The organism is Acidovorax sp. 69 (genome assembly GCF_002797445.1).
Taxonomy (GTDB): Bacteria; Pseudomonadota; Gammaproteobacteria; order Burkholderiales; family Burkholderiaceae_C; genus Acidovorax.
Window position 1 is genome coordinate 3,564,388 of the sequence record NZ_PGEP01000001.1, and the last position, 26,949, is coordinate 3,591,336.

Below are 26,949 nucleotides of genomic sequence, written 5' to 3' on the forward strand. Positions count from 1 at the left end.
AGCGGGACAAGTGGGGCAAGCAGGCAGCAGGCGCGAAGGCTATTGCCAACCGCCCCCCAGCGCCTTGTACAGACGCACGTGGTCCGCCGCCATGGCAGCAGTAGTGATGGCCACGCTCTCTTGCGTGGACAACAGCGTGCGCTGGGTCTCCAGAACAGAGGCAAAGTCGATCAGCCCGCTGCGGTAGCGCTGCTGCGCCAGCAACGCGGCATTGCCCGCTGCATCAGCGGCAGCCACCAGCCGAGTGAGCCGCTCGCGGTCACCACGCAGGGCCACCAGCGCATTCTCGACATCCTGCAAGGCGGTAAGCACCGTGGCCTCGTACGCCACGCGGGTCTGCTCCAGCGCAGCGTCCTGCACGCGCACCTGCGCACGGGCTGCGCCACCGTCCAGCAGCGGGACCGACACACTCCCCAGCAGCGCACTGGTCACCGCACTGCCGCCCGACAAAGCACCCAGCGTGAGGGCGCGCAGGCCCAGCGATCCACTGAGCGAGAAACTGGGATAACGCGCAGCGTCGGCCTGCGAGAGGCGCGCCAGGGCCGCCGCAATGCGCTGCTCTGCCGCCCGCACATCGGGCCGTTGGCGCAGGGTCTCGGCAGGGATGGCCAGGGCCAGCTCGGCACTCGGCTGCGGCACGGCGGCGCTGGCGGCCAGCGTGGCATCCAGCGCACCGGGCACCTGGCCTGTCAGCACGGCCAGGCTGTAGCGCGACTGCGCCAGGCTGGACTCCAGCGCGGGGATCTGCGCCGCTGTCTGCTCGGCCGCAGCGCGGGCCTGCTCGGATACCAGCGATGTCGTCAGCCCGGCTTGCAGGCGCCACTGCGTGATCTGCAAGGTCTCTTGCTGGCTGGCCAGGTTGCTGCGGGCAATGGCCAGGCGCTGCTGCAGCCCGCGCAGTTCGATGTAGTTGATGGCCACTTCGGCCGCCAGGGACACCTGCACGTCGGCCAGACTGGCCTCAGCCGCGCGGGCATCTGCTTCGCTGGCGTTCACGCCACTGCGCAAGCGGCCAAACACATCAGGCTCCCAGCTTGCGTCAAACCCCGTCTGGAAAGTATTGCCGGTGCTGTTGGACGCCCGGCTGCGCTGTGCCGAGGCCGATACCCCCACACGGGGCAACAGGCCAGCCGACTGCACATCGACCTGCGAACGCGCCTGCCGAAGCGCCGCCTGGGCGGTGCGCACGCTGGTGTTGGCCTGAAGCGCTTGTTCGACCAACCCGGTGAGCAAAGGGTCGTCCAGCCGTTGCCACCACTGCGCCAAACGCGTCGCTTGGCCTGAGGGAGTGGACGTGGCCAACGGCATGGCGGCAGACCAGGTTGCGGGGACAGGTATCTCGGGTGGCGCCTGAACCGGCGCAGGCAAGGTCGAACAGCCCGACAGTGCCACCACCCACACCACCAGCGCCCACGGGGCTCCGCCCATCGTTCGGGCGGCTCGTGCAGGGGCCCTGAGGTTGCGATGTGGGGAAAAAGTCATGGAGTGTGTGCCTTGTGTGCAAGAACACCCATTGTGCGGACTCGACAAGCCCATGGAGCTGCCCGCCGATGAACTCCAGGTAAAGAATTGATGCAACGCAGCAATGTGCGGCTTCCCAGCGACCACAGAGGCCACTGCAGTGCGTTTGCCGTAAGGAACCTTGTTGGCGTCACCCGGCCCTGGGGATACCCGCCCAATCTTCAGCGCTCAGTGGGTCAATGGGTCAGCGCGATGGGTGCAACGGCTTTCTGGCGCGCGGTTCTGCAACGACGCCGCTAAGCCGCTGGCGACTGGAGCGATGCGTGGCGAAAATCGCTGGGCGAAAGACCTGCATGCGCCCGGAACACCCGACTGAAATAGGCGCCATTGCTGAAACCCCATGAGAACGCAATCTCACTGATCGTGTGGTGCAGGTAGTCGGGGTTTTTCATGTCGCGCATGCAGGCCTGCAGCCTCCTGCGCAGGATGTAGTGCGCCAGTGTGTCCTCATCATCGACAAAGGCATTGTGCAAATGCCGTTTGCTGCAGTTGAGCATCTGGGCAATACGGTCGATCGACAGGTCCGGGTCGCGCAAATGCAGACCGATGAAGTCCCGGATGCGGTCCTTGAAGGCCTCCTGCTGCGTAGACGCGGTGCTTTTGCCCGCCAACTCCTGCAGTGACAGGCGCACCAGCTCCAGAATCAGATCGCCAGCGCCCCGTGCCGCCTCGGGCGTCATGCTGTGCAGCTCCTGGAACGTGCTGCGCATCGCATCCAGTGCCACGCGTGATATGCCGACCCCGGCGCCCACCTGCCGCCCCATCAGGGACTCCAGGCGAATGCCGCGCTCAGTCAGTGCACTTTTGGGCAGCATCACGATGAGGTGCCGGGTGCGCTCGGGGTTGGCCACTTCATAGCTGCCCGTGGTGTCGTAAATGGCCCAGCCACCGGGCCGCACCCACGCCTGGCGGCCGTGTTGCTCCACCACCGCGCTGCCCTGCCACGGCGCCACTATCTTGAGATAGCTGGTCTCGCTGGCGCGGGCCAGCCGGTGGCTGCGGATCACCCGGTGGCGATTGGCCTCCAACTGGGTCATCACCACGTCGCCTGCATGGGCCGTGTGCAGATGTCCATCAAACGTGGTGTCGCCATACAGATCCGACTCCAGGCCATAGAACAGCCGGGACATCCAGTCGCGCCATGCTCCCGCCGTCTCACCGGGCGAAAGGTTGTCCGTGGTCAATATCAAGCCTGCAGCCATACGACGTCCTTTGGTGATCGTCAAATTATGTGGCGTTCGCGCGGCCCATGCCGGGGTTCCTGAACCCCGTTGCGGGTTTTCCCTGAACCCGGTGCACTCTCGGTCAACACAGTTGTTCGCTCTGAGTAAAGCGCAGCAGGGACGGCAAACCTACGATTCCCAGGCGTCCAGATCAAGGGCGTTGAGGAGACAAAAATGCATGCAGATACAAAGCGCTTCTGGTTGAAGCACGCGGCAGTGGCGGCCATGGTGGCCTGCGGCCTTCCCCTGGCACAGGCCCAGGACGCCCCGAAGTCGGTACGGATCGGCTGGGCCATCGCCAAGACGGGCCCCAATGCCGGGGGCACGGCCACCACTGTCACCCCCAACTACGAGATGTGGGTCAAGGAGATCAACGCCGCCGGGGGCCTGATGCTCAAGGCCTATGGCAAGCGGGTGCCCATTGAAGTCGTCGAGTACGACGATCGCTCCAGCTCCGAGGAAGCCGTGCGTGCGACCGAACGTCTGATGACGCAGGACAAGGTGGACTTCGTGCTGCCGCCCTGGGGCACCGCCAACAACCTGGCCGTGGGCCCAACCTACGAGAAGCACAAGTACCCACTGCTGGCCGTGAACTCGGTGACCGACAAGGCCCCCGATCTCGTCAAGCGCTGGAAACACGCCTTCTTCTTCCTGGGAACCGGCACCCAGTACGCCGAGGCACTGGTGAGCTACCTCGAAGAAGCCAAAAAGGCCGGCAAGATCGGCGACAAGATCGCCATGGTCAACATCGCCGACGGCTTTGGCGTGGAGCTGGCCAACGCGGCCCGCAAGGCGGCTGCCAAACATGGCTTTACGCTGGTCTACGACAAGAGCTACCCCATAGGCACACAGGACATGACGCCCATCCTCAACGAGGTCAAGGGCAAGGGGGCCGACACGTTCATCGCGTTCTCGTACCCACCCGACACGTTCCTGATCACCGACCAGTCGAAGGTATTGGGCCTGAACCCCAAGGTGATGTTCCTGGGTGTGGGCTCGCAGTTCCCGATGTACAAGCAAAAATTCGGCGCCTCGGCCGAGGGCATCATGGGCCCCGGGGGCGTGGACTTCGATAGCCCAGCGATCAAGGACTACTTCCAGCGCCATGTAGCCTCCTCCAAACAGGAACCCGACCGCTTTGCCAGCACCGTCCAATACGCCGCGCTACAGGTGCTGCAACAGGCCATCGAGAAGGTCGGCAAGATCGATCGCGCGGCCGTCACCAACGAGATCCGCACCGGCAGTTTCGACACCATCCTGGGACCTGTGAAGCTGGAGAACCAGCTGTTCAACAACCTGTGGTGGGTGGGCCAATGGCAGAACGGCGAGTTCTACGGCGTGGCGCCTTCGGCCAAAAAGGGCGCCAAGCCCGCGCTGCTGCCCAAGCCCGCCTGGAAAAACTGACGCGCCCTTCACCTCCACAAGGCCCTGCGCAGCGCAACCCTTGGGGTGACGCGGCGCAGGGCGTCACATTCCATGAATTTCCTTGATGTTTTGCTGGCCGGAGCCACCCTGGGCGGCCTGTACGGCCTGGTGGCCATGGGCCTGACACTGCAGTACGGCGTGGCCCGCATCATGAACCTGTCGTATGGCGAGTTCCTGATCGCGCCCGCTTTCCTGACCTACGTGCTGGTCTCACAGTTTGGCTTGTCGCCCCTGTGGGTGCTGGTGCTGGCCATCCCCCTCGGCTTTGCGGTGCAATGGCTGGTCTACCAGCTGCTGCTAACACCGCTGGTGCGCCGTACCGGCGCCGGGCCCGCGCTGGAGGTGGACTCCATCCTGGCCACCTTCGGGCTGCTGTTTGTGGTGCAGGGCGCCATGCTGGTGGTGTTTGGCGGCAACTACTACAGCTATGAATATCTGTCGGTGCCCATCCATGTCCTGGGCAGCACCGTGGCGGCCAATCGGCTGCTGGTGCTCGTGGTGGCGGTATTGGTGGGCGGTGGCCTGTATGCGCTGCTCACGCGCACTCGCATGGGTACCGTGGTGCGGGCAGTGTCGGTGGCGCCGCGTTTTGCGCAACTGGTGGGTATCAATGTGCGCCAGACCTCGGCACTGGCCTTTGGCATGGGTGGTGCCTTGGTGGCCGTGAGCGGCGTTCTGGTCAGCATGTTCCTGCCGTTCTCGGCCTCCATGGGCACGATGTTCGCCATGAAGGCCCTGATCGTCGTGATCATGGGCGGCGTGGGCAACCTCATGGGCTGCCTGATGGCGGGCCTGCTGCTGGGTTTCGCCGAAACCCTGGTCGCCAGCTTTGTCGACCCCGGCCTCACGCTGGCAGTCAACTTTGGTCTGTTCTTGCTGGTGCTGTTGTTTCGCCCCACCGGTTTGTTTGGAAAGGCTGCGCGATGAACTCCCCCCGTGAATGGTGGGCCTGGGGTGCGGGCGCCACTGCCGTACTGGGTCTGGCACTGCTGCCCCTGTGGCTGCAAAACGACTACGTGCTCTCCCTGCTGATCAGCGTGCTGATGTACAGCGTGCTCGCTACCGCCTGGGCGCTTTTTTCAGGTCCCACGCGCTACATCTCCTTGGCCACAGTGGCCTTCTTCGGGGTCGGTGCCTACACCACTGCGGTACTGGGCGAGGTGCTGCCCTGGGCCGGTGTGCTGGCCGTGGCGCTGCTGCTGGGTGTGGTCATGGCCCTGTTGGTGGGCCTGGCCACCTTGCGCCTGTCAGGGGTGTATTTCGTGATCTTCAGCTTTGGTCTGGCCGAGCTGACCAAGCAGTTGGTGACCTGGTACGAGGTCAACATCACCAAGGAGATTGGTCGCTACGTGTTCGTGGACATCACACAGCAGCACATCTACTGGCAATTGCTGGGCCTGCTGGCGCTGGTGCTGGCGCTGCGCGCGCTCATCCAGCGCACCCGGCTGGGGCTGGCGCTGCGGGTGATCGGAGAGGACGAGACGGTGGCCGTGCACGTGGGCATCAATACGACGGTGGTCAAGGTCGTGCTGTTTGCGGCCAGCTCGGCCTTCATCACCGTGACCGGCGCCGTCATGGCCCCGCGCTGGACCTACATCGACCCGAGCATTGCCTTTGCGCCCGTGATCTCGTTTCAGACGCTCATCATGGCGCTGCTGGGCGGCCCTGCCGCGCTGCTGGGTCCGCTACTGGGGGCTGCACCGCTGGTGCTGCTGTTCGAGTTCCTGTCGGCCAGTTTCCCCAACCACTTCTCCATCCTGCTGGGCCTGGTGTTCATGGTCATTGTGTACCTGGTGCCCAACGGCTTGGTCAGCCTGTTGCGCCGCAAGGGAGGGCGACCATGACACACCACAACGCAAGCCCCACCACCGCACCGCTGCTGGATCTACAAGGCGCCACGCGCCGCTTTGGGGGACTGGTAGCCGTGAACCAGCTGGACCTGGCGGTCTACCCTGGTGAGGTGGTGGGCCTGCTCGGACCCAACGGTTCGGGCAAGACCACGGCCATGAACCTGATCTCGGGCGCCCTGCCCTGCAGCAGTGGGCAGATCCGCTTTCAGGGGCAGCTCATCAGCCAGCTCAAAAGCCACCAGATCGCCCGCATGGGCCTGGCACGCACCTTTCAGCTGGTGCGTGTGCTGGGCAGCATGAGCTGCCTGGAGAACGTGGAGGCTGGCCTGGCCTTCAACCCGCAGGGCGTGCATGGCAAGGCCGCGCGGGTACAAGCCTTGGCCCTGCTCGATCGCGTGGGTCTGGCAGCGCAGGCCGCACTGCCTGCCGCCGATCTGACCTATATCGACCAAAAACGCCTGGAACTGGCACGTGCCCTGGCCTTGGCACCCCGCCTGCTGCTGCTCGACGAGTGGCTGGCCGGCCTGAACCCCACCGAGCTGCAACAGGGCATCGCCCTGATCCGATCACTGCGCGACGAAGGCCTGACCATCTTGCTTGTGGAGCACGTGATGGATGCCGTGCATGCGCTGTGCACACGTTGCGTGGTGATGAACTCGGGCATCAAGATTGCCGACGGGCCCACGCGCCAGGTGCTGTCCGACCCGCAGGTCATCAAGGCCTATCTGGGCGACGAAGACGCCGAACCCCATCCCACGGAGGCCCTCCATGCTTGACGTACGCGATGTCTCGGTGCGCTACGGCAAACACCAGGCGCTGGAGCGCGTTTCACTGCACGTGTCACCGGGAGAGATCGTGGTGATGCTCGGTGCCAACGGCGCAGGCAAGTCGTCCTTCCTGAAGGCGCTGGGCGGCATGGTGCGCCCGCAGGCTGGCGCCAGCGCCACCTTGAGCGGCGTGGACCTGATGCAGCTGCCACCGCACCACATCGTGGATGCCGGGCTGGCACTGGTGCCCGAAGGGCGCGGGGTATTTGGCGACCTGAGCGTGCGCGAAAACCTGCAACTGGGTGCCCACCCGGCCCGCGCACGGGCGGGCGAAGCGCAGATGCTGGACCGTGTGCTGGGCCTGTTCCCCAAGCTCGCGCAGCGCATGCCCCAGGCCGTACGCACCATGAGTGGCGGCGAACAGCAGATGGTGGCCGTGGGCCGCGCCTTGATGTCGCACCCCGAAATCCTGTTGCTCGACGAGCCGTCGCTGGGCCTGTCACCGCTCATGTGCAAGGAGCTGTTTGCGGCACTGGCCCGTATCCGCACGCTCGGCGTGGGGGTGCTGCTGGTGGAGCAGAACGCGCGCCAGAGCCTGGCGATTGCCGACCGCGGTTACCTCATCGAAACCGGCCGACTCACGGGCGAAGGCAGCGCCCAGGAGCTGCTGCATTCGCCCGCCGTGCGGCGCGCCTACCTGGGCGCCGCCGCAGAACACTGATGCCATTTTTGAACCTCCTCACCACTTTCGGAGAACTTCCATGAGCCACATCCCCATGCTGATTAGCGGCGAACCACGCGCCGCATCTAGCGGTGCCACGTTCGAGCGCCGTAACCCTCTGGACCACAGCGTGGCCACCACGGCCCCGGCAGCCACAGTGGCCGACGCGGTGGCGGCGGTCGATGCCGCCGCCCAGGCATTTCCCGCCTGGGCCGCGCTGGGTCCGGGCGTTCGCCGCGCACTGCTGCTCAAGGCCGCACACGCACTGGAGGCCAAGGCCGACGCCTTTGCTGCCGCCATGGCAGCAGAAACCGGCGCCTCGGGCCTGTGGGCCGGGTTCAACGTGCACCTGGCCGCCGACATGCTGCTCGAAGCCGCCGCTATCACCACCCAGATCAGCGGTGAGGTGATTCCATCCAACGTTCCGGGCTCGTTGGCAATGGCCGTGCGCCAACCCGCAGGCGTGGTGCTGGGCATTGCGCCATGGAATGCGCCGGTCATCCTGGGCGTGCGCGCCATCGCCACACCACTGGCCTGCGGCAACACCGTCGTCCTCAAGGGGTCTGAACTGTGCCCCGCCACGCACGGCCTGATCATCGAGGCGCTGCAGGACGCCGGGCTGCCCCCGGGGGTGGTCAACTTTGTGACCAATGCCCCCGCCGATGCCGGTGCCGTGGTCGAGGCCATGGTGGCCCACCCGGCGCTCCGGCGAGTGAACTTCACCGGCTCGACCAAGGTGGGCCGCATCATTGCGCAGACCTGCGCCAAGTACCTCAAGCAAGCGGTGCTGGAGCTGGGCGGCAAAGCCCCCTTCGTGGTGCTCGACGATGCCGACGTGGACGCTGCCGTGGCGGCCGCCACCTTCGGCGCGTTCGCCAACTCGGGGCAGATTTGCATGTCCACCGAGCGCATCGTGGTGGACCAGAAGGTGGCCGACGAGTTCGTGGCCAAACTGGCCTCACGCGCCACCAGCCTGCCACTGGGCGACCCACGCAAAGGCCCGGTGGTGCTGGGTTCGGTGGTGGACCAGGCCACCGTGGTGCGCTGCAATGCCCTGATCGACGACGCACTGGCCAAGGGCGCCACGCTGGTGTGTGGCGGCAAGGCCGACAGCACGCTGATGCCCGCCACGTTGCTGGACCATGTGACCCCTGCCATGCACATCTACCAGGAAGAATCATTCGCCCCGGTCAAGGCCATCGTGCGCGTGAACGGCGTAGAGGAAGCCGTCGCCTGCGCCAACGACAACGAGTTCGGCCTCTCGGCCGCCGTGTTCGGGCGCGATGTGGCCAGGGCGTGGCAAGTGGCGGGCCGCATTGAATCAGGCATCTGCCACGTCAATGGCCCCACGGTGCACGATGAAGCCCAGATGCCGTTTGGCGGTGTCAAGGCGTCGGGTTATGGCCGCTTTGGGGGCAAGGCTGGCATCGATGCGTTTACCGAACTGCGCTGGATCACGGTGCAGACCGCACCACGCCACTACCCGTTCTGACACCCGTCGTACCGCTCTCCATCGGGGCAGACTCCATTCAAGGAAACAACACCATGCTGCAAGGTAAGAAGCTGCTGATCACCGGCGTGTCGTCGGGCATTGGCGAAGAAACCGCCCGCGTTGCCCGCGCGCAGGGCGCTCACGTCATCGGGGTGGACCTGAACCCACCCAAGGTCGAGGTGGACCAGTTCCTGTCTGCCGACCTGGGCAACCGGGCCTCCATTGACGCGCTCGTCGCCCAGTTGCCGCAGGGCCTGAACGGCCTGGCCAATATTGCTGGCCTGCCCCCCACCCGCCCCGCAGCACAAGTGCTGCGCGTGAATCTGGTGGGCCTCAAGCACCTCACGCTCAGCGTGCTGCCCCGGCTGGCCGACGGGGCTTCCATCGTCAATCTGGCGTCACTGGCCGGTGCGGGTTGGCCAGATGCGGTGCCCACCATCCGCGCCAGCGAATCGCTGGACTTTGATGGGGTCGATGCCTTCTGCACGCAGCATGGCATCGAGGGCGCTCGCAGCTACTTTTTCTCCAAGGAAGCCCTGATTGCCTGGACGCTGCAACACCGCTGGACTTGGCGAGCACGCGGTATCCGCATGAACGCGGTGAGCCCGGGGCCGGTGGATACGCCCATCCTCAAGGACTTCATCGAAACCCTGGGAGCCCGCGCCGAAGAGGACATGAAGACCATGGACCGCCCCGGCCGGGCCAGCGACATCGCACCGGTCGTCGCCTTTTTGCTCAGCGACGCTTCAGGCTGGCTGCGCGGTGCCAATCTGCCGGTGGATGGGGGCATGCACTCCCATATCCTGGTGCAGCAGCACGGGCTGTGACGCCAGCAGCGTGACCACGGCGCCGACACATCGGCGTCGTCATGCCTGTGCCGTGATTGCATCCAACGGCCACCGCGGCTTTACATCAAACGCATAGTCTGTCTTTGCCTCCTGCTGCCCCGCCTGCAGCCGCATCGCGGCCGCCATGGCAATCATGGCGCCGTTGTCGGTGCAAAGATGCAACTCTGGATAGTGCACACGCACCTTGGCCGCCGCGCAGGCCGCATTGAGCTGCGCGCGCAAATGCCGGTTGGCCCCCACGCCACCCGCCACCACCACGCGCTTCAAACCCGTCTGCTTCAACGCGGTGAGCGTTTTCTTGACGAGCACATCCACAATCGCCGCCTCGGTGCTGGCCGCCAGGTCGGCCTTGCGCACCGCCAGCTCGTCGCCCAACTTTTTGGCCTGCGTCAGCACGGCGGTCTTGAGCCCGGCAAAAGAGAAATCGAGGTTGCCACTGTGCAGCAGCGGGCGCGGCAGCTTGAAGGCTACCGGGTCGCCATGTTCGGCCAGACGCGACAATGCGGGCCCGCCGGGGTAGCCCAGTCCCATGAGCTTGGCCGACTTGTCGAAGGCCTCGCCGGCCGCATCATCAATGGTCTCGCCCAGGATTTCGTAGCGGCCCACACCGTCCACGCGCATCAGCTGGGTATGCCCGCCGGATACCAGCAGCGCAACAAACGGAAACTCAGGGGGGTCGGCGCTCAGGAATGGGGACAACAGGTGTCCTTCGAGGTGGTGTACACCCAGCACCGGCTTGTCGAGCGCTGCGCCCAGGGCACAGGCCACACCCGCGCCCACCAGCAGTGCACCCGCCAGGCCTGGGCCGCGCGTGTACGCCACCACATCCACATCGGTCAGTGACTGGCCCGAGTCCTTGAGTACCTGCGTCGCCAGGGGCAGCACGCGGCGAATATGGTCGCGGCTGGCCAGCTCGGGCACCACACCGCCATAGGCCTGGTGCATTTCGATCTGGCTGTGCAGCGCGTGCGACAGCAAGGTGGGCACGGCATCGCCCGTAGAGCGGACCAAGGCCACGCCGGTCTCATCGCACGAAGATTCAATACCCAGTATCAGCAGACTACTCATGCCCCGAGTGTAAAACCCGGGGGCCAAAGACCCTTTGCGCCCGTGCGGGGGTCAGAGTCACCAGCGATCCGACCGCATGCGCAGCTCCCAGCTGCCTGCCCGCAGTTCGTACACACCCACGGCGCCGTAGCGCTGCTCGCCTTTGTCATCCCAGGTCATGGTGCCGATCACGGGGGCATAGCCGTTGATGCTGTGCATGGCCTTGGTGATCTCTTTCGGGTCGGCCGACTTGGCCTTCTGGATGGCGGCCGAGAGCACATAGGTGCTGTCGTAGCTGTAATGGCCGCCATAGGCCGGGGGCTTCTTGTAGGCGGCGATGTATTTTTCGAGGAAAGGCTTGCCAGTGGTGAACTCCTTGGCCTCCAGCACCGGCGACGTGGCATAAATGCCCTGCACAATGCCCGCGCCCTTGGTCATGTCGGTGGTTTTGATGGTGTCGCCCCCGAGCAGGCTGACCTTGGTGTGATCGACCTTGCGCAGGGCCTCCAGCAGCGCCAGGGCCTGGAAGTCATTCAGCGTGGAGACAATCACCTCCACCTTGGCCGCTTTGAGTTCGCCAGCGAGTTCGTCAAACGCCACGGTTTTATCGTCGTACGACTTGCGCACCAGCACCTCTTTTTTCTCGGTCTTGAGTTGCTGGGCGGCGCCGTCGGCCAAGCCCTTGCCGTAGGGCGTGCCGTCGTCCAGCGCCGCATAGCGGGTGGCACCAAGCTGTGTGGCCGCAAACGAGCCGATGGCGCGGGCCTGCAGGGTGTCGTTGCCCACCATCCGGAACGTCGTGGGGAAACCCAGCTGCGTGAACTTGGGGTTGGTGGAGATCGCGATCTGGGCAATGTCCTTGGCGGCGTAGATGGGCGCTGTCTCGATGCTCACGCCAGAGTTCAGATGCCCGATGACAGCAACCACACCCGCATCCACCAATTGCTGGGCGACGGCCTTGCCAGTAGCGGCGTCGGCCTTGTCGTCCACCGACACCACCTCCAGCGTCACGCGCTTGCCATCCACCGTGTAGCCCGACTTGTTGAGTTCGTCCACCGCCAGCTTCACGCCATTGAGCAGATCCTGCCCCAAGGCCCCCAGCGGGCCGCTCAGGGGTTGCGCCACACCAATTTTGATGGTGTCCGGCACCTTGCCGCATCCGGTCAGGAGTGCGGCAGTCGCCACGGCGGTCAGGGCCAGGCAGGCCGAGAAGCGGCGCCGGTCGATGTGCTTATTCATGCAAGAAACTCCATGTGTGTATCAAAGTGACGGATGTATATGCGACGCCACCGCCGTGGCGCTATCGGGTATGCCCTCCCGCACCCCGCTGTATTAGCAACTTTCAGGCCCTGCAAGGCGCGCGGCTGCAGGGCACCAGCCCGGATCGGCCTCGCCCGGAATGACGGCGCTCCCCCATTTCCCTCCACGATCCTGCATGCACCGCTTCGGCGCGCCCTTTTACGGCGTAAAAATTGCTTATGCTCAGCGCTATGAATGAGGCTTTGCGCATCGTGGTGGTTGCCCCGGATCTGGCGATTGCCGACCCGAACGACGAACACGCCGTACTCCAGGCGGAACGCTCGCGTGCGCTGCGCATTGGGCTGCTGGAAAACAACTTCAACCTCGTGGCCACGTTGCCCGCCGATGTGTTCCTGAGCGAGCGGATCGCCCAACTCCAGCCCGATCTGATCATCGTGGACGCCGAAAGCGAAGCGCGGGACGCGCTGGAACATGTGGTCATGGCCACACGCGACGAGCGCCGCCCCATCGTGATGTTCACCAACGACGAAGACACGTCGCACGTCAAGGACGCCGTGGCGGCGGGGGTGTCCGCCTACATCGTCGCGGGGCTGGCCCCGCAGCGTATCCGCCCCATTCTGGACGTGGCCATGGCACGTTTTCAGCACGAGCAATCCCTGCGCGCCGAATTGGCCGATGCGAAGACCGAGCTGAAAGACCGCAAAACCATCGACCGCGCCAAGGGCCTGCTCATGCAGCGCCAGGGCCTGAGCGAGCAGGTGGCCTACGAGAAACTGCGCAAGACCGCCATGGACAAGGGCCTCAAACTGGCGGACGTGGCCCAGCGCATGCTCGACGTGATGGATCTGCTGGGCTGAGCAGGTGACCTCCCCCTGAGGCGCAGCGCGCCTCGGTGCAGCGGCCCTTGGCGTGCATCCCGCGCCCGAGCCACGCCCTACTCCACCGGTTTCACCCCAAATGGTGCGCCGCACAAAGGCAGTGCGGCATTCGCTGCACGCACTACCTCCGCACATTTTCAAGCCCAATTGGCCTCCAGCGCTTGTTACACAGGCGCAAGCAGCTATTAATTTTGCAGCAATTCATGCGCCGAACTGGAGCGAGATCGGTACAACAAAGGCTGGCACGCTGCTTGCATCACCTCTTGCAAGACCAATGACGGTCTCACCTCTGACAGCACTGACCCAATGGCGGGCTGGTGCTGACACAAAGCCCCCCAATGGGCTTTGCCACGGACAAAGGCGTCCCTCTTCGAAGCCCGTTTGCGCATGCAAGCAGGCCAGGAGAGGACGCCTTTTTTGTTTTTAACGCACCAAGGAAACGCCCCATGACCGATCTGTTGAAAACCAGCCTCAACCGCCGCACCGTGCTGCAGGCCGCCACGGTGGGTGCTGTGGGTGTGAGCCCGGCCCTGAGAGCGCTCGTCCATGCCCAGGGCTCGGACGCCCCCGAGAAGAAGGAAGTCAAGATCGGCTTCATCCCGCTGACGGACTGCGCCAGCGTGGTCATGGCCTCGGTGCTGGGCTTTGACAAGAAGTACGGCGTCACCATCATCCCCACCAAGGAAGCGAGCTGGGCCGGTGTGCGCGACAAGCTCGTCAACGGCGAACTCGACTTTGCCCACGTGCTGTATGGCCTGGTGTATGGCGTGCACCTGGGCACCGCCGGCCCCAAGAAGGACATGGCCGTGCTGATGAGCCTCAACAACAACGGCCAGGCCATCACGCTGTCCAAGGCGCTGGCCGACAAGGGTGCGGTGGACGGCCCCTCGCTGGCCAAGCTCATGGCCAAGGAAAAGCGCGAGTACACGTTCGCAGGCACCTTTCCCACGGGCACCCATGCCATGTGGATGCACTACTGGCTGGCGGCTGCGGGCATCAACCCGCTGTCGGGCGCCAAGCTCATCACCGTGCCTCCGCCACAAATGGTGGCCAACATGCGCGTGGGCAACATGGACGGTTTTTGTGTGGGCGAGCCCTGGAACCACCGCGCCATCATGGACGGCATCGGCATCACCGCCAACACCACCCAGGACATCTGGAAGGACCACCCCGAGAAGGTGCTGGGCACGTCGGCCGAGTTCGTCAAGAAGAACCCCAACACCACCCGCGCCGTGATGATGGCCGTGCTCGAAGCCAGCCAGTGGATCGACGCCAGTCTGTCCAACAAGATGAAGATGGCCGAGACCGTGGCGGGCAAAGCGTATGTGAACACCAGCGTGGACGCCATCAACCAGCGCATCCTGGGCCGCTACCAGAACGGCATGGGCAAGACCTGGGACGACCCCAACCACATGAAGTTCTTCAACGACGGCGCGGTGAACTTCCCCTACCTGTCGGACGGCATGTGGTTCCTCACGCAGCACAAGCGCTGGGGCCTGCTCAAGAGCCACCCCGACTACCTGTCGGTGGCCAAAGAGATCAACCAGATCGACCTCTACAAGTCGGTGGCCAGCGCCATGAAGATCAATGTGCCCAAGGACGCCATGCGCAGCAGCAAGCTCCTGGACGGCGTGGTGTGGGACGGAAAAGACCCCGCCAAGTACGCCGACAGTTTCAAGATCAAGGCGTAAGCGCCCTTCACCGCAGCCCCACCCGTCGCCCTCGCAAGCCCTGCACACAGGAGAACACCATGGTCAGTGCCGTCTTTCACTCCCCGATGGATCCAGCCCCAGCGGTTGCACAGAATACTATGAATAACGCAGCAAGCAGCACTTCATCCACGAGCGCCAGAAGCCAAAAACAACCGCAAACTGCCCATACTGCACGCCCGGCGGCAGCGGTGGCTGCCGAGCCTGTGGGCCGCGATTGGAGTGCACTGTCGCGCAGCTTCTGGATGGCCGTGCTGCCGCCCCTGTGTGGCCTGGGTCTGCTGGTGGGCCTGTGGGCTGTGGTGTCCACCACCACGGGCAATAGCATTCCCGGCCCGCTGGAAACCTGGAAGCAGGCGCTGGAGATCTTCAGCAACCCGTTCTACCGCAATGGCCCCAACGACCAGGGCGTGGGCTGGAACGTGCTGATGTCGCTCGAACGCGTGGCCGTGGGCTTTGGCATGGCGGCGCTGGTGGGCATTCCGGCCGGCTTCGTGATCGGGCGCTTCAACTTCCTGTCGCGCATGTTCAATCCGCTCATCAGCCTGCTGCGCCCGGTATCGCCCCTGGCCTGGCTGCCGATTGGCCTCTTGGTGTTCAAGGGTGCCAACCCGGCCGCCATCTGGACGATTTTCATCTGCTCCATCTGGCCCATGATCATCAACACCGCCGTGGGAGTGCAGCGTGTACCGCAGGATTACATGAACGTGGCCCGTGTGCTCAACCTCTCGGAATGGAAGATCGCCACCAAGATCCTCTTTCCGGCCGTGTTGCCCTACATGCTGACCGGCGTGCGCCTGGCCGTCGGCACCGCCTGGCTGGTGATCGTGGCTGCAGAAATGCTGACCGGCGGCGTGGGCATTGGCTTCTGGGTGTGGGACGAGTGGAACAACCTGAACGTCAAGAACATCATCATTGCCATCTTCGTGATCGGCATCGTCGGGCTGGTGCTGGAGTACGCACTCATCAAGCTGGCCACCGCATTCACGTTTGAAGAGGTCAAAACTTGACCCACCCCTGAGCCGCGCCTGTGGCGCGTTACCCCCTCAAGGGGGCACCACCAGTGGCCCTCGAAAAAAACCAGGAGTTCCTCATGCATACATCTCTCACCACCAAATTCATCGAGGTCCATGGCGTCGAGCAGACTTTCAAGACGGCCAAGGGCCTGTTTCCGGCGCTGAAGGGCATCAATCTGACGATTGCCAAGGGCGAATTCGTTGCGCTGATTGGCCACTCGGGCTGCGGCAAGTCCACCCTGCTGAACCTGATCGCGGGCCTGACCACGCCCACCAATGGCGTGCTGCTGTGCGCCAACAAGGAGATCAAAGGCCCGGGCCCGGAGCGCGCCGTGGTGTTTCAAAACCACTCGCTGCTGCCCTGGCTGACCTGCTTTGACAACATCTACCTGGCCGTGGAGCGCGTGTTTGGCGCCAAGGAAACCAAGGCCCAGCTCAAGGCCCGCACCGATGCGGCGCTCGCCTTGGTCGGCCTCACGCCTGCAGGGCAAAAGCGCCCCGGCGAAATATCGGGCGGCATGAAACAACGTGTGGGCATTGCCCGTGCGCTGTCGATGGAGCCCCAGGTGTTGCTGATGGACGAGCCCTTTGGTGCACTCGACGCCCTGACCCGCGCCAAATTGCAAGACGAGCTGCTGGAGATCGTGGCCCGCACCCAAAGCACCGTGGTGATGGTGACGCACGATGTGGACGAGGCCGTACTGCTGTCCGACAAGATCGTGATGATGACCAACGGCCCTTCTGCGACGATTGGTGAGGTGCTGACCGTTGATCTGCCCCGCCCCCGCAAACGCGTGGAACTGGCCGAAGACCCGCAGTACGTGCACTACCGCAAGGCGGTGATCGACTTTTTGTACACGCGCCAAGGGCACGTCGAAAAGGCAGCTTGAACTGGGCGCAACGCTCTGAAGCGAGCCTACCCACCGCAAAAAAAGGGCTCTGACCAGATCGGTCAGAGCCCTTTTTTTGATGGTCAGTGCGTGCCCGTGATGTATTGCTCCAGTTGTTCAATGATGAATTTCTGCTCGGAGATGATGTCCTTGACCAAGTCACCGATGGAGATCATGCCCACCAGCTTGCCGCTGCCATCTACCACGGGCAAGTGGCGCAGGCGGCCGGCGCTCATCATCTGCATGCAATGCTCACTGGTCTGCTCAGGCCGCACGAAGCGCACCGCGGTGGTCATCACGTCGCGCGCCAGGGTCGCGGCCGAAGTGCGACCCAGCAGGGCGATCTTTCGCGCATAGTCGCGCTCGGTAAAGATGCCGACGATGGCGTCCCCCTCAGTGACCACCAGCGCGCCGATGCCCTTGTCGGCCATCAGCTGCAAGGCCTCCAGCACAGAATCGGTGGGCCTGATGGTGTGCACGGTGGCGTCAGGCTTGGATTGAAGAATCTTGGCTACGACAGTCATGAAAATCCCCCTCGGTAAGGCGTGAATCGGGCACACAACCATTTCAGCCCATCTGCCCCGCCAGCGCAACCCGTAGCTCCCCACGGTGATGTTTCTGTGCTGTTGCAATTCGACGAGGCCGAAACAAACCGAAAAGAAACGAAACCGTGACGAGACCTCTCCCAAGGGTTAACCCGGCACGATAGCGCCATGTTCAACAAGCCAGACAAGCCCCGGGCAGGCCCGCTGAACATCTCAGGAACCCTGTAGATTGTTTCTGATACCGGAACAGTTAGTTCGCGACCCGGTGGTTTTTCTCTGAACACCATCGGCGTACAGTTCAACCCATCGATGAGCCGAACCCGCAAGGCGACTCACCGAACCCGGTTCAGCAGCCCTTCTTTGTTTTGCAGCCGTTCCGGTTTGATTGAGCCGCTTTTTTAACTTCAAGGATTTTCATCATGAACAACACCGCACGTTTCCTCTCCATCGCCGCTGTCGCCGCTTTCGCTTCTTTTGGTGCCCAGGCCGACGAAGCCGATGCTTCGCAATTTGCCACCAAGTTTGAAACCAACCGCACCCGCGCTGAAGTGGCTGCTGAAGCCGCTACCGTGGCACAGACCCGTTCCATCGAGCCTGCTGGCTCGCGTGTCGTGACTTACAAGTCCACGGCTGACCGCGCTGCTGTGCGTGCCCAGGCTGCTGACGCTGTGCGTACTGGCCAGATCCCTTCGGGCGAGCGCGGTTGATTCTTTTTGAATCCGCTGTTCCCCTGTTTGCGTATTTGTCAGTACCTCACCCCCATTTTTTGAATTTCACTGGAGTTTCACCATGAACAAGACTGCCCGTTTTCTGTCTATCGCCGCTGTGGCCGCTTTCGCTTCTTTTGGCGCACAAGCCGACGAAGCCGATGCTTCGCAATTTGCCACCAAGTTTGAAACCAGCCGCACCCGCGCTGAAGTGGCTGCTGAAGCCGCTACCGTGGCAGCAACCAGCAGCACGGTGCCCGCTGGCTCCCGCGTGTTGTCCTTCACGTCCACGGCTGACCGCGCTGCGGTGAGCGCCCAGGCAGCCACCGCTCTGCGTGCTGGCCAGATCTCGTCCGGCGAAATCGGCTCCCTGTAATTTCCAGGGCCCGCATGCGATGCATGGGGGCTGGCGAAGTGCAAATGCAAAAGGCCGGGGCCCCTAACGGGGCCCCGGCCTTTTGTTTGGGTAAGGGGACACACCAGCGGGCTTTTGCAGCTTGCCCATTGCACTACAAGGGTTTACTTGCCCCCGCGCGCCTGCGCCACGGCACCCTGCACCTCTTTCCACAGGCCTTCGCCCACGTTGGCGGCAATGCTGGCGTTCACGGCACCCAGCTTTTCACGCATGCGATTGGCTTCAGTGACCGGCAGTTCGTTGACCTGCATGCCCTTGGCCCGCAGGTCTGCCAGCGCCTTGTCCGCTTCGGCGCGCGTGTCCTGGCGCTCAAAGTCGCGGCTCTTCTTGGCGGCATCGAGTAGCACCTTCTGCTCAGCTTTCGAGAGGCCGTCCCAGTACTTCTTGCTCACCAGCACGATCCAGGGGCTGTAAACGTGGTTGGTCACGGTGAGGTACTTTTGCACCTCATAGAACTTGCTCGACAGGATGGTGTTGTAGGGGTTCTCCTGGCCATCCACCGTCTTGGTTTCGAGCGCGGTGAACAGTTCTGAAAACGGCAGCGGCACCGCGTTGGCGCCCAGGGTCTTGAAACTGTCGAGGAACACGTTGTTCTGCATCACGCGCAGCTTGACGCCGTCCATGTCTTCCAGCTTGGTGATGGCGCGCTTGTTATTGGTGAGATTGCGGAAACCGTTTTCCCAGTACACAAGACCCACCAGGCCCTTTTCCTGCAACTTGTCCATCACCTTTTGGCCCACGGGGCCGTCCAGCACCACATCGGCTTCCTTCGCGTTGTTGAACAGGAATGGCGTGTCCCAGATCGCCATTTCCTTGGTGATGCCCACCAGCGTGGCGGTGGAGCCCACCATCATCTCCTGCGCGCCGCCGATCAGGGCCTGCTGCATCTGCACGTCCGAGCCCAAGGCGGCGGCACCGATGGCGCGCAGCTTCATCTTGCCGCCCGAGGCCTTTTCCACTTCCTGGGCAAACAGCTTGGTCGCCCGACCCTGGTTGGAGTCCTCGTTCAGGCCGTAGCCAAAGCGGATGATGCGCGGCTTGAAATCTTGCGCAGCCACCTGGAACGAGCAGGCAACGGCAGCCACCGACAACGCGGCGAGCAGGGTACGACGGAAAGTTTTCATGGTTGTCTCCAGTGTGGTGAGGGAGTGAGGAACGGGAAAAATCAGAAGAGTGGAGGCGATCGAAACCGACACACGCGAGTCCAGCGCCCCCGCGCAAGGGCCGCCCCGCCGCGAAGGCGGCGTATCCAGCGCATGCGCTGGGGGCGTCCCTCTCCCGTCTTGCGCAGCAAGGCGAGAGGGGGGGGAAGGCGCGAAGCGACTCAGGGGGTGCTTCATCTCAACCAGACGACAGGCGCGGTCACGATCTGCGGGAACACGACCAGCAGCGCCAGGATCAGCACATAGGTAAAGAGGAAGGGGTTCACACCCTTGATCACGCTGTGCATCGATATGCGCCCTACCCCGGCCACCACGTTGAGCACCGTACCCACAGGCGGGGTGATGAGGCCAATGGCGCCGTTGAGCACAAACATCAGCCCGAAATACACCGGGTCGATCCCCGCCTTGACGGCAATGGGCAGCATCACGGGCGCAAAGATCAGGATGGTGGGCGTGAGGTCGAGCGCCGTGCCAATCAGCACCAACACGATCATCATCACGGCCATCAGCAGGCGCGGGTTCTCCACCAGCGGGCCCAGCCAGCTCGTCAACACATTGGGCAGGTCGGCCAGCGTGATCATGTAGCTGGCCACCTGAGCGCCAGCGCACAAAAACATCACGATGGAGGTCGTTTTGGCCGCACGCACCAGCACGCCATAGATGTCTGCGAGTTTCATCTCACGGTGCACGAACAGTGCCACCACCAGCGCATAGAACGCGGCCACCACGGCGGCCTCGGTGGGCGTGAACACGCCCGTCTTCATGCCGCCAATGATGATGAGGGGCATCAACATGGCCCAGAACGCACGGACCGTGGCTCGCAAGCGGTCCTTGACGGGCAGGGGCTTGCCCTGCGGCAGGTCCAGGCCGCGCAGCACCCAGCGCCAGGCAAAGATAAGACCTGCGCCCATCATCAGCCCCGGCACGATGCCCGACACAAACAAGGCCGAAATGGAGGTGTTGGTGGTCACGCCATAGATCACGAACGGCATCGATGGCGGAATGATGGGCGCAATGATCCCGCCTGAGGCAATCAGCCCGGCCGAGGTGTTCATGGGGTAGCCCTGCTGGCGCATCATGGGCAGCAGGATGGTGGCCAGCGCCGCCGTGTCGGCCAGCGCCGAGCCGCTCATGCTGGCCATGAGCACCGCAGCGCCAATGGCCACATAACCCAGCCCGCCCCGGATATGCCCCACCCAGGCCTGCGCCATATCGATGATGCGGCGGCTGATACCGCCCGAGTTCATCAGCTCACCCGCCAGGATGAAGAACGGCACCGCCAGCAGCGGAAAGCTGTCCACCCCGGCCACCAGGTTCTGGGCCAGCAGCTGCGCATCCCAGAAGTCGAGCACCCAGGCCATGCCTGCGCCCGTAAGCACCAGGGCCAGGCCCATGTTCATGCCGGTGCCCATCAGCACCAGCATGCCCAGCGAAAAGACCACAAAGGCCATGGCTTCAGGCGTCAGTCCCAACATCACTCCACCTCCGCGCCGTGGCCCAGGTCCAAGGGCTTGCGTTGAATCAACTCGATGGTCGCCATCACACCAATGGCCACCGCGCACAAAAAAGCCGGCAACGGCAGCAGCGCCGCCGGGTAGGCCATGACCACCGACCGGCTGCCCATGCCCACCACCACCTGCTGCCAGGCGCCCCAGGCCAACATGGCGCTGGCAGCCATCACCAACAAACGGATCACTGCCGTCAGCACCCCAAACGCCAGCGGGCGCTTGGCCAGCAGGCCGGCAAGACTGGTAAAAGCCATGTGTTCGCCAGCGGGGTAAGCCGCTGCGGCACCAATGAAAACCATCCAGACGAACAGCAGGCGCGACAACTCTTCGCTCGCCGCCACGCCACTGCCAAAACCGTAACGCAGCACGACATTGATGAACACGGCCACGGCCATCACGCCCAGGCAACCGGCCATCAATACCTGGGAGGTTTTGGCAAAGCGGCTCAGCGGTACGGGCAGCGTGGCCTCGGGTTGTGCGGGGGAATTCATGCGGTTTCCTTCATGGCGATCCAGGCCGATGCCTGCTGCTGCAAGGTCGGCAGGTCCAGCAGCGCGTCCAGGCGGAGCACGCCCGCCTCGCCCACCGGCGACTCCAGCGTTGCAAACTGACTGTCCACCAGCGCACTGGAAAAGAAATGGGTGTCTGCACGGGCCGCCACGCGCTGACCGGCGTTCGTGCGGTCAATCTCCAGAAATGCGAAACGCAGCCCGGGGCAGGCACTGCGCAAACGGTCCCGGTACACCCTCTTGAGGGCCGAACAGGTCAGCACCACGCCCTTCGGCTGCGCCTGCAACAACTGGCCCAGCGTGGCCAACCAGCCCTCGCGGTCCATGTCGGTCAGGGCAATGCCCTGGCGCATTTTTTCGCGGCTGGCGGGGCTGTGGTGGTCATCCCCCTCGATCAAGGGCAAACCTTCGGCGCGGGCCAAAGCGGCACCCAGGCTGGATTTACCGCAGCCGGCCACGCCCATGACAACCAAATAAACCGGAGGCTGGCAAAAATTCATTTTGGTAGCGCTATCCCATTGATCTAAAAAACGGCATCCGCTATGGATGCCACCAAAACAGGTTCAAATCAGGCAAGTGACTTCAGCAACCCTGTCGAAAAGCCATTTTTCATCTTGCCCCGGCCTTTGGACAGCGCTATCCTAACCAGATCAACACCCATCACAACGAGGGTTAACCCTTGAACAAATCCGAGACTAGGCGCCGCTCCAGCGGGCGCATCACGCTGAGCGATGTGGCCAAGGCGGCGGGCGTCAGCCCCATCACTGCATCCAGGGCGCTGCGTGGCGAACGCGGCGTGGCCCATGACCTGGTGCAGCGGGTCAAGGAAGCAGCCGAACAACTGGGCTACGTGCCCGACCCCGCCGCGCGGGCCCTGGCGTCCCAACGCAGCGTGCAGGTGCCCGTGCTGGTGCCGCTGCTGTCCAACGCGCTGTTTGTGGACGTGCTCGAATCGGTGCACCGCACACTGTTCCCGCAGGGCTATCAGGCCCTGATCGGTGTGACCCACTACGACCCACAGGAAGAAGAACAGCTGCTGCGCACCTACCTGGCCCACCGCCCGGCGGGCCTCTTGGTGACAGGCTTTGACCGCACAGAAGCTGCGCGCCACCTGATCGCCGCCAGCGGTGTGCCCTGCGTGCATCTGATGGAAATGACCTCAGCCCCTGGGGTGTTTTGCGTGGGGTTTTCGCAGCAGGATGCTGGCCACAGCATGACGGCGCACCTGCTTGCGCGTGGCTACAAGAACGTGGCCTTTGTGGCCGCCCAGCTCGACCCGCGCACCATGCAGCGTGCCGAGGGCTATCGCCGCTGCCTGCGCGAGGCAGGTCGGTACGACCCCAAGCGGGAGCTGCTAAGCCCCCAGCCCTCATCCATGCGGCTGGGGGGAGAGCTGCTGGAGGAACTGCTGCGCACCCGCCCGGGTGTCGATGCCATTTTCTTTTGCAACGACGACCTGGCCCAGGGAGGTCTGCTGGCCGCTCAGCGGCTGGGGTTGCAGGTGCCCGGGCAAGTAGCGATAGCGGGGTTTAACGACCTGGCGGGCAGCGACCAGATGCCCCCCCCGCTGACCACGGTACGCACCCCCCGCGCTGCGGTGGGAGAGGCCAGCGCACACATGCTGCTGGCACTCATGCGCGGCGAGGTTCCAGAGCACAACTCGGTGAATCTGGGGTTTGAGCTGACGGTGCGCGAGAGTACATAAGCCCCCTGAACCGCAGCGCGCCCCCAAGAGTCCAACACCGCGAGCGGCCGGGTCATGCCGCTTGGCAGAGTTTGCAGGCGTGGAACGCGTTTGCGTCCTTCACGGACTGTGATCGGCAAACCGCCTCAAACCGGCGCCAGCGCCCGCCCCGAAGGAGACGCCTTCATCTCCTTGCGCAACGCCACGGCATCCCGCGCCTGCGTCGGTGCCGATGCGTCGATGCGGAACACCTGCACGGTCTCGGTCATGGTCCGTGCCTGCCCATTGAGCTGCATGGCCGAGGCCGCGTTTTCCTCCACCAGCGCCGCGTTTTGCTGTGTGATGGTGTCCAGTTGCGCTACGGCCGAGTTGACCTGCGAGATGCCGCTGAGTTGTTCATTCGATGCGCTGTGAATCTCACCGATCAGTGTGTTCACCCTGCGCACCAGCTCCAGCGACTCCGTCATGGTCTTTTGTGCGGCGTCGGTCTTTTCATGGCCCTCGCTCACCTTGGTGGCGGAGTCATCAATCAGCTGTCGGATTTCTTTGGCCGCCGACAGCGTGCGGTGCGAGAGGCTTCGCACCTCCGACGCCACCACGGCAAACCCACGCCCTTGCTCGCCCGCACGGGCGGCCTCGACCGCCGCATTGAGTGCGAGGATATTGGTCTGGAACGCGATGGAGTCGATGAGCTGGGTAATCTCGCTGATGCGCCCGGAAGCCGCCTGGATCTGCTTCATGGTGCTGGCTACGCCATCCACGGCTTCGCTGCTGCGCTCGGCCACCTGAGAGGCCTGCGTAGCAAGCACGGTGGCCTGCCGCGCGGATTCTGCGGTCTGTTTAACGGTGCCGGTGATCTCTTCCATCGACGCCGCCGTCTGCTGCAGATTGCTGGCCTGCGCCTCGGTGCGCGACGAGAGATCCTGATTGCCCTGCGCAATCTCATGGGTAGAGACCTGCATATGCTCGCTCTCCTGCCGGGCATCGCGCACGATGGACAGCAGATTCACGTTGAGCTGGGCCAACGCTTTTTGGAGCTGCCCCACGGTGTCACTGCGCGACACCGTGATCTTCTGCGTCAGGTCGCCTGCAGCCATGCGGTTGGCCCACAGCAGCATCTGCGACAGCGGCGCTACCGTGACCTGGTGCAGATACACCGCCATTCCCAGCGCCAGCAACACCACCCCCAACCATCCGGCCCCAGACGCCAGCGACATCGTATGCCCGCCCAACAGCGCAGCGCCCCACGAGGCCAGCACCAACAGCAGAGTACAAAACATCATCTTGCCCATCGGCCCCAATTGCAGCGCCCTGCCCACGCGGCCCCACAGATCGTTCTTGATGAGCTGCCCCTCGTGCAGCGTGTGCACCAGTGCGCCGGCTTGTTTCTCGGCCTGCATCCGTTGGTAGAGCTGGTCAGCGGTCTGGATTTGTTCGCGGGTGGCTTCGGTGCGCACCGACATGTAGCCCGTGGGCTGGTCCCCTTGCATGAGGGGCGTGACGTTGGCCATCACCCAGTAGAAGGTGCCGTCCTTGCGCCGGTTCTTGACGGGCGCCGACCAGGGATTGCCTTTGGCAATGGTTTCCCACATGTCGCGAAACGCTTCTTCCGGCATTTCGGGGTGGCGAATCATGTTGTGGGGCTGGCCCAGAAGCTCTTCTTTTTCGTAGCCGCTGACCTCGATGAACATCGGGTTGCAGTAAAGGATGCGCCCCTTGAGATCGGTTGTGGACACCAGGGTCTGACCTTTGGGAAACGCATATTCATGCTGGCTGACCGGCAAATTCATTCTCATGGATATCTCCTAGAAAAATGTCGCTTCCGCCACCCGACAACAGCAGCAACCCTGGCGACTCGCGCCCCGGGCAGTGCTGAAATCATCTTATCGATAGAACGACGGCGAAAGCAAACGTTACTTGCGCAACCCCACGAAAGCGCCTCAGACCGAGGCAAATTCGCACGCGCAAAATGATAAATTGAGTTTTATTATATCCTCAATTTTATCATTTATTTCAATTTAATGCGCGTAAACCCTTATACCGAGTCACACCAGGCCACCCCGGTACCCCCGCTCATCCCTGCAGTGCTTGTAGCGGTGCACACGCTCCGCACAGTGCACCGTCCCCCCCATTGGGCGCGTAACCCTGCCACCCGCCGCCTGCCAGTGGTCAGCACCACCCAGGAACCCACACCAAAGAGCCTGGCGCAAACGTCGCCGCCGGATGCACGCCCCTTCTTGGTGCAGTCAAACTGGCACACACATTGCATGCACTGGAACAACGGCCCACGGGGCCATGTATGCCCAGGTGCAATGGCGCACCCGAGGAATGCGAGGACGAAGGCGTCCCCACATGCGGTTTCGAACCATCGAACCCGCATTGTGTGGGCGCCTTTTTTGTTTTCTGGCCGGCTGTGGTGAGAGAACGCCGCCCCTTTTTTAGTGCGATAACCCATGCTTCACTTCCGAGAATTCCTCAAGTCCGGCCACGCGCCCACGCTGTGGTCGTCCTTTCTGTATTTCGGCTTCTCGTGCGCTGTCTGGGTCATCAACGGTGCGATGGCGCCGTTCATCCGGGACAGCTTCCAGCTCACGCCCACACAGATGGGGATGATGCTGTCCATCCCCATTTTTGCGGGCGCGCTGATGCGGTTTCCGCTGGGCATCCTGGCGCAGTACATCGGCCGCAAGCGCGCCACGCTGGTCGAAATGGCGGGCATCTTTGTCGCCATGGGTTATGGCTACCTGTTCGTGCACACCTACAACGACCTGCTGGCCATGGGCATCCTGCTCGGGGTGGCAGGGGCCAGCTTTGGTGTGGCACTGTCGCTGGGCTCGGGTTCGTTCCCTCCACGCTACAAGGGCCTGGCCATGGGCATCGTGGGTGCGGGCAACGTGGGCACGGCCGTGGCCGCCTTGCTGGCCCCTGCTCTGGCCCAGAAGTTCGGCTGGCAGGCCGTGTATGGTTTTGCCGCCGTGAGCGTAGCAATACCCGCCATCGTGATGGCGGTGTACGCCAAAGAGCCACCCGACCTGGCAGCCCATTCAAGTTTCCGTGATCACATTGCCTGCCTGTTCGAGAAAGACGGCTGGGCCTTCAGCCTGATCTACGCCGTGACCTTCGGTGGCTTCATTGGCCTCACCACCTTCCTGCCCAGCTACTTTTATGACCAGTTCAACGTGAGCAAAGTGCAGGCGGGGCAACTGACCATGATGGCGGCGTTTTTGGGCGCCGCCCTGCGTGTTTTCGGCGGCTGGCTGTCGGACCACTGGGGCGGCGTCAACACACTGACCGGCGTGTTGGCCATCACAGCCGTCAGCATGGTCTTGTGTGGACTGGCCGAAAACTCGCTGCCCATCACCATGCTGCTGTTCCTGGTGTGTTTCGCAGCCCTGGGCGCAGGCAACGGCGCACTGTTCCAGCTGGTGCCCCTGCGCTGGCCGCTGACCACTGCGGTGGCGGGATCGATGATCGGCGAGATTGGCGCGCTCGGTGGTGGCCTCATTCCCAATGGCATGGGCATCTCTCGCCAATACACCGGCACCTACCTGTGGGGCTTTGTGGGTATCGCCGTGTGCGCCGCCGCCATGCTGGTGCTGCTGCGTGTGATGCAAATCCGCTGGACAAGAACGTGGGCGGAAAAGGGCGGCCGTGCGCGCAGCGCATGACGTGCGCCAGCACGTAAGCGCGCAGCGCATGACGTGCGCCAGCACGTAAGCGCGCAGCGCATGACGTGCGCCAGCACGTAAGCGCGCAGCGCATGCCGAACTT

The 26,949-nt window shown here is 63.6% G+C and carries 25 protein-coding genes; 15 read left to right on the forward strand and 10 right to left on the reverse strand.

All coding sequences use genetic code 11. The annotated features are described in order from the left end of the window. Positions 1-39 precede the first annotated feature (39 nt). Positions 40-1,482 carry an efflux transporter outer membrane subunit gene (locus CLU85_RS16360; RefSeq protein ID WP_369858234.1) on the reverse strand — a complete coding sequence of 481 codons (1,443 nt, stop codon included), beginning with the start codon at positions 1,480-1,482 and terminating at the stop codon, positions 40-42. Positions 1,483-1,757: 275 nt separating this feature from the next. Further along, positions 1,758-2,723 carry a helix-turn-helix domain-containing protein gene (locus CLU85_RS16365; protein ID WP_100411185.1) on the reverse strand — a complete coding sequence of 322 codons (966 nt, stop codon included), beginning with the start codon at positions 2,721-2,723 and terminating at the stop codon, positions 1,758-1,760. Between the two features lie 195 nt (positions 2,724-2,918). Between CLU85_RS16365 and CLU85_RS16370 the strand changes: the two genes are divergently transcribed. The 7 genes from CLU85_RS16370 to CLU85_RS16400 all read left to right on the forward strand — a co-directional run bounded on the left by CLU85_RS16370 (position 2,919) and on the right by CLU85_RS16400 (position 9,826). Next, positions 2,919-4,148, forward strand: coding sequence for an amino acid ABC transporter substrate-binding protein (locus tag CLU85_RS16370; protein WP_100411186.1), 1,230 nt, complete (start codon positions 2,919-2,921; stop codon positions 4,146-4,148). Between the two features lie 72 nt (positions 4,149-4,220). Further along, positions 4,221-5,096, forward strand: coding sequence for a branched-chain amino acid ABC transporter permease (locus tag CLU85_RS16375; RefSeq protein ID WP_100411187.1), 876 nt, complete (start codon positions 4,221-4,223; stop codon positions 5,094-5,096). Next, complete coding sequence (locus CLU85_RS16380) at positions 5,093-6,013, forward strand: branched-chain amino acid ABC transporter permease (protein ID WP_100411188.1); 921 nt, start codon at positions 5,093-5,095, stop codon at positions 6,011-6,013. The genes CLU85_RS16375 and CLU85_RS16380 overlap by 4 nt, the downstream gene beginning before the upstream one ends. Then, positions 6,010-6,795 (forward strand): ABC transporter ATP-binding protein, encoded by a 786-nt coding sequence (locus tag CLU85_RS16385; RefSeq protein ID WP_100411189.1) that lies wholly within the window; start codon positions 6,010-6,012, stop codon positions 6,793-6,795. Before CLU85_RS16380 ends, CLU85_RS16385 begins: the two co-directional genes overlap by 4 nt. Beyond that, positions 6,788-7,507 carry an ABC transporter ATP-binding protein gene (locus CLU85_RS16390; RefSeq protein ID WP_100411190.1) on the forward strand — a complete coding sequence of 240 codons (720 nt, stop codon included), beginning with the start codon at positions 6,788-6,790 and terminating at the stop codon, positions 7,505-7,507. Before CLU85_RS16385 ends, CLU85_RS16390 begins: the two co-directional genes overlap by 8 nt. Positions 7,508-7,547: 40 nt before the next feature. Beyond that, entirely contained in the window at positions 7,548-8,999 is a 1,452-nt protein-coding gene (locus CLU85_RS16395; RefSeq protein ID WP_100411191.1) for an aldehyde dehydrogenase, read from the forward strand. 53 nt (positions 9,000-9,052) lie between these two features. Next, positions 9,053-9,826, forward strand: a complete 774-nt coding sequence (locus tag CLU85_RS16400) for a coniferyl-alcohol dehydrogenase (RefSeq protein WP_100411192.1) — start codon at positions 9,053-9,055, stop codon at positions 9,824-9,826. 39 nt (positions 9,827-9,865) lie between these two features. Here the strand turns inward: CLU85_RS16400 and tsaD are convergent, their stop codons facing one another. Beyond that, positions 9,866-10,915, reverse strand: a complete 1,050-nt coding sequence (gene tsaD, locus CLU85_RS16405; RefSeq protein WP_100411193.1) for a tRNA (adenosine(37)-N6)-threonylcarbamoyltransferase complex transferase subunit TsaD — start codon at positions 10,913-10,915, stop codon at positions 9,866-9,868. Between the two features lie 57 nt (positions 10,916-10,972). Then, complete coding sequence (locus tag CLU85_RS16410) at positions 10,973-12,133, reverse strand: branched-chain amino acid ABC transporter substrate-binding protein (RefSeq protein ID WP_100411194.1); 1,161 nt, start codon at positions 12,131-12,133, stop codon at positions 10,973-10,975. Positions 12,134-12,384: 251 nt separating this feature from the next. On the opposite strand from CLU85_RS16410, the gene CLU85_RS16415 reads away from it, so the two are divergent. The 4 genes from CLU85_RS16415 to CLU85_RS16430 all read left to right on the forward strand — a co-directional run bounded on the left by CLU85_RS16415 (position 12,385) and on the right by CLU85_RS16430 (position 16,647). Beyond that, positions 12,385-13,011, forward strand: a complete 627-nt coding sequence (locus CLU85_RS16415) for an ANTAR domain-containing response regulator (RefSeq protein ID WP_100411195.1) — start codon at positions 12,385-12,387, stop codon at positions 13,009-13,011. A 467-nt stretch (positions 13,012-13,478) separates the two neighbouring features. Continuing rightward, entirely contained in the window at positions 13,479-14,723 is a 1,245-nt protein-coding gene (locus CLU85_RS16420) for a CmpA/NrtA family ABC transporter substrate-binding protein (protein ID WP_100411196.1), read from the forward strand. A gap of 59 nt (positions 14,724-14,782) precedes the next feature. Next, complete coding sequence (ntrB, locus tag CLU85_RS16425; RefSeq protein ID WP_100411197.1) at positions 14,783-15,751, forward strand: nitrate ABC transporter permease; 969 nt, start codon at positions 14,783-14,785, stop codon at positions 15,749-15,751. Between the two features lie 83 nt (positions 15,752-15,834). Then, positions 15,835-16,647: an ABC transporter ATP-binding protein gene (locus CLU85_RS16430; protein WP_100412598.1), complete on the forward strand. Its 813-nt coding sequence runs from the start codon at positions 15,835-15,837 to the stop codon at positions 16,645-16,647. Between the two features lie 83 nt (positions 16,648-16,730). Here the strand turns inward: CLU85_RS16430 and CLU85_RS16435 are convergent, their stop codons facing one another. Next, positions 16,731-17,171 (reverse strand): CBS domain-containing protein, encoded by a 441-nt coding sequence (locus CLU85_RS16435; protein WP_100411198.1) that lies wholly within the window; start codon positions 17,169-17,171, stop codon positions 16,731-16,733. A gap of 440 nt (positions 17,172-17,611) precedes the next feature. Between CLU85_RS16435 and CLU85_RS16440 the strand changes: the two genes are divergently transcribed. Beyond that, positions 17,612-17,899 carry a DUF4148 domain-containing protein gene (locus tag CLU85_RS16440; RefSeq protein WP_100411199.1) on the forward strand — a complete coding sequence of 96 codons (288 nt, stop codon included), beginning with the start codon at positions 17,612-17,614 and terminating at the stop codon, positions 17,897-17,899. Positions 17,900-17,981: 82 nt separating this feature from the next. Further along, positions 17,982-18,275: a DUF4148 domain-containing protein gene (locus tag CLU85_RS16445; RefSeq protein WP_100411200.1), complete on the forward strand. Its 294-nt coding sequence runs from the start codon at positions 17,982-17,984 to the stop codon at positions 18,273-18,275. 143 nt (positions 18,276-18,418) lie between these two features. On the opposite strand, the gene CLU85_RS16450 is transcribed toward CLU85_RS16445, so the two are convergent. The 4 genes from CLU85_RS16450 to CLU85_RS16465 form a co-directional block, all read right to left on the reverse strand. Further along, the gene (locus tag CLU85_RS16450; protein WP_100411201.1) at positions 18,419-19,438 is read right to left on the reverse strand and encodes a TRAP transporter substrate-binding protein; all 1,020 of its coding nucleotides are present in this window, start codon (positions 19,436-19,438) and stop codon (positions 18,419-18,421) included. 212 nt (positions 19,439-19,650) lie between these two features. After that, on the reverse strand, positions 19,651-20,928 hold the full coding sequence (locus CLU85_RS16455) for a TRAP transporter large permease subunit (protein WP_100412599.1): 1,278 nt from the start codon (positions 20,926-20,928) through the stop codon (positions 19,651-19,653). A 23-nt stretch (positions 20,929-20,951) separates the two neighbouring features. Beyond that, positions 20,952-21,476 (reverse strand): TRAP transporter small permease, encoded by a 525-nt coding sequence (locus CLU85_RS16460; protein ID WP_100411202.1) that lies wholly within the window; start codon positions 21,474-21,476, stop codon positions 20,952-20,954. Next, entirely contained in the window at positions 21,473-21,958 is a 486-nt protein-coding gene (locus CLU85_RS16465) for a gluconokinase (RefSeq protein ID WP_100411203.1), read from the reverse strand. Before CLU85_RS16465 ends, CLU85_RS16460 begins: the two co-directional genes overlap by 4 nt. 215 nt (positions 21,959-22,173) lie before the next feature. Here CLU85_RS16465 and CLU85_RS16470 point away from each other — a divergent pair, with 215 nt between their 5' ends. Further along, positions 22,174-23,199 carry a LacI family DNA-binding transcriptional regulator gene (locus CLU85_RS16470; protein WP_100411204.1) on the forward strand — a complete coding sequence of 342 codons (1,026 nt, stop codon included), beginning with the start codon at positions 22,174-22,176 and terminating at the stop codon, positions 23,197-23,199. 125 nt (positions 23,200-23,324) lie between these two features. Here the strand turns inward: CLU85_RS16470 and CLU85_RS16475 are convergent, their stop codons facing one another. Further along, complete coding sequence (locus tag CLU85_RS16475) at positions 23,325-24,974, reverse strand: PAS domain-containing methyl-accepting chemotaxis protein (RefSeq protein ID WP_100411205.1); 1,650 nt, start codon at positions 24,972-24,974, stop codon at positions 23,325-23,327. Positions 24,975-25,631: 657 nt separating this feature from the next. Here CLU85_RS16475 and CLU85_RS16480 point away from each other — a divergent pair. Beyond that, positions 25,632-26,846: a nitrate/nitrite transporter gene (locus CLU85_RS16480; protein WP_100411206.1), complete on the forward strand. Its 1,215-nt coding sequence runs from the start codon at positions 25,632-25,634 to the stop codon at positions 26,844-26,846. Positions 26,847-26,949: the final 103 nt, after the last annotated feature.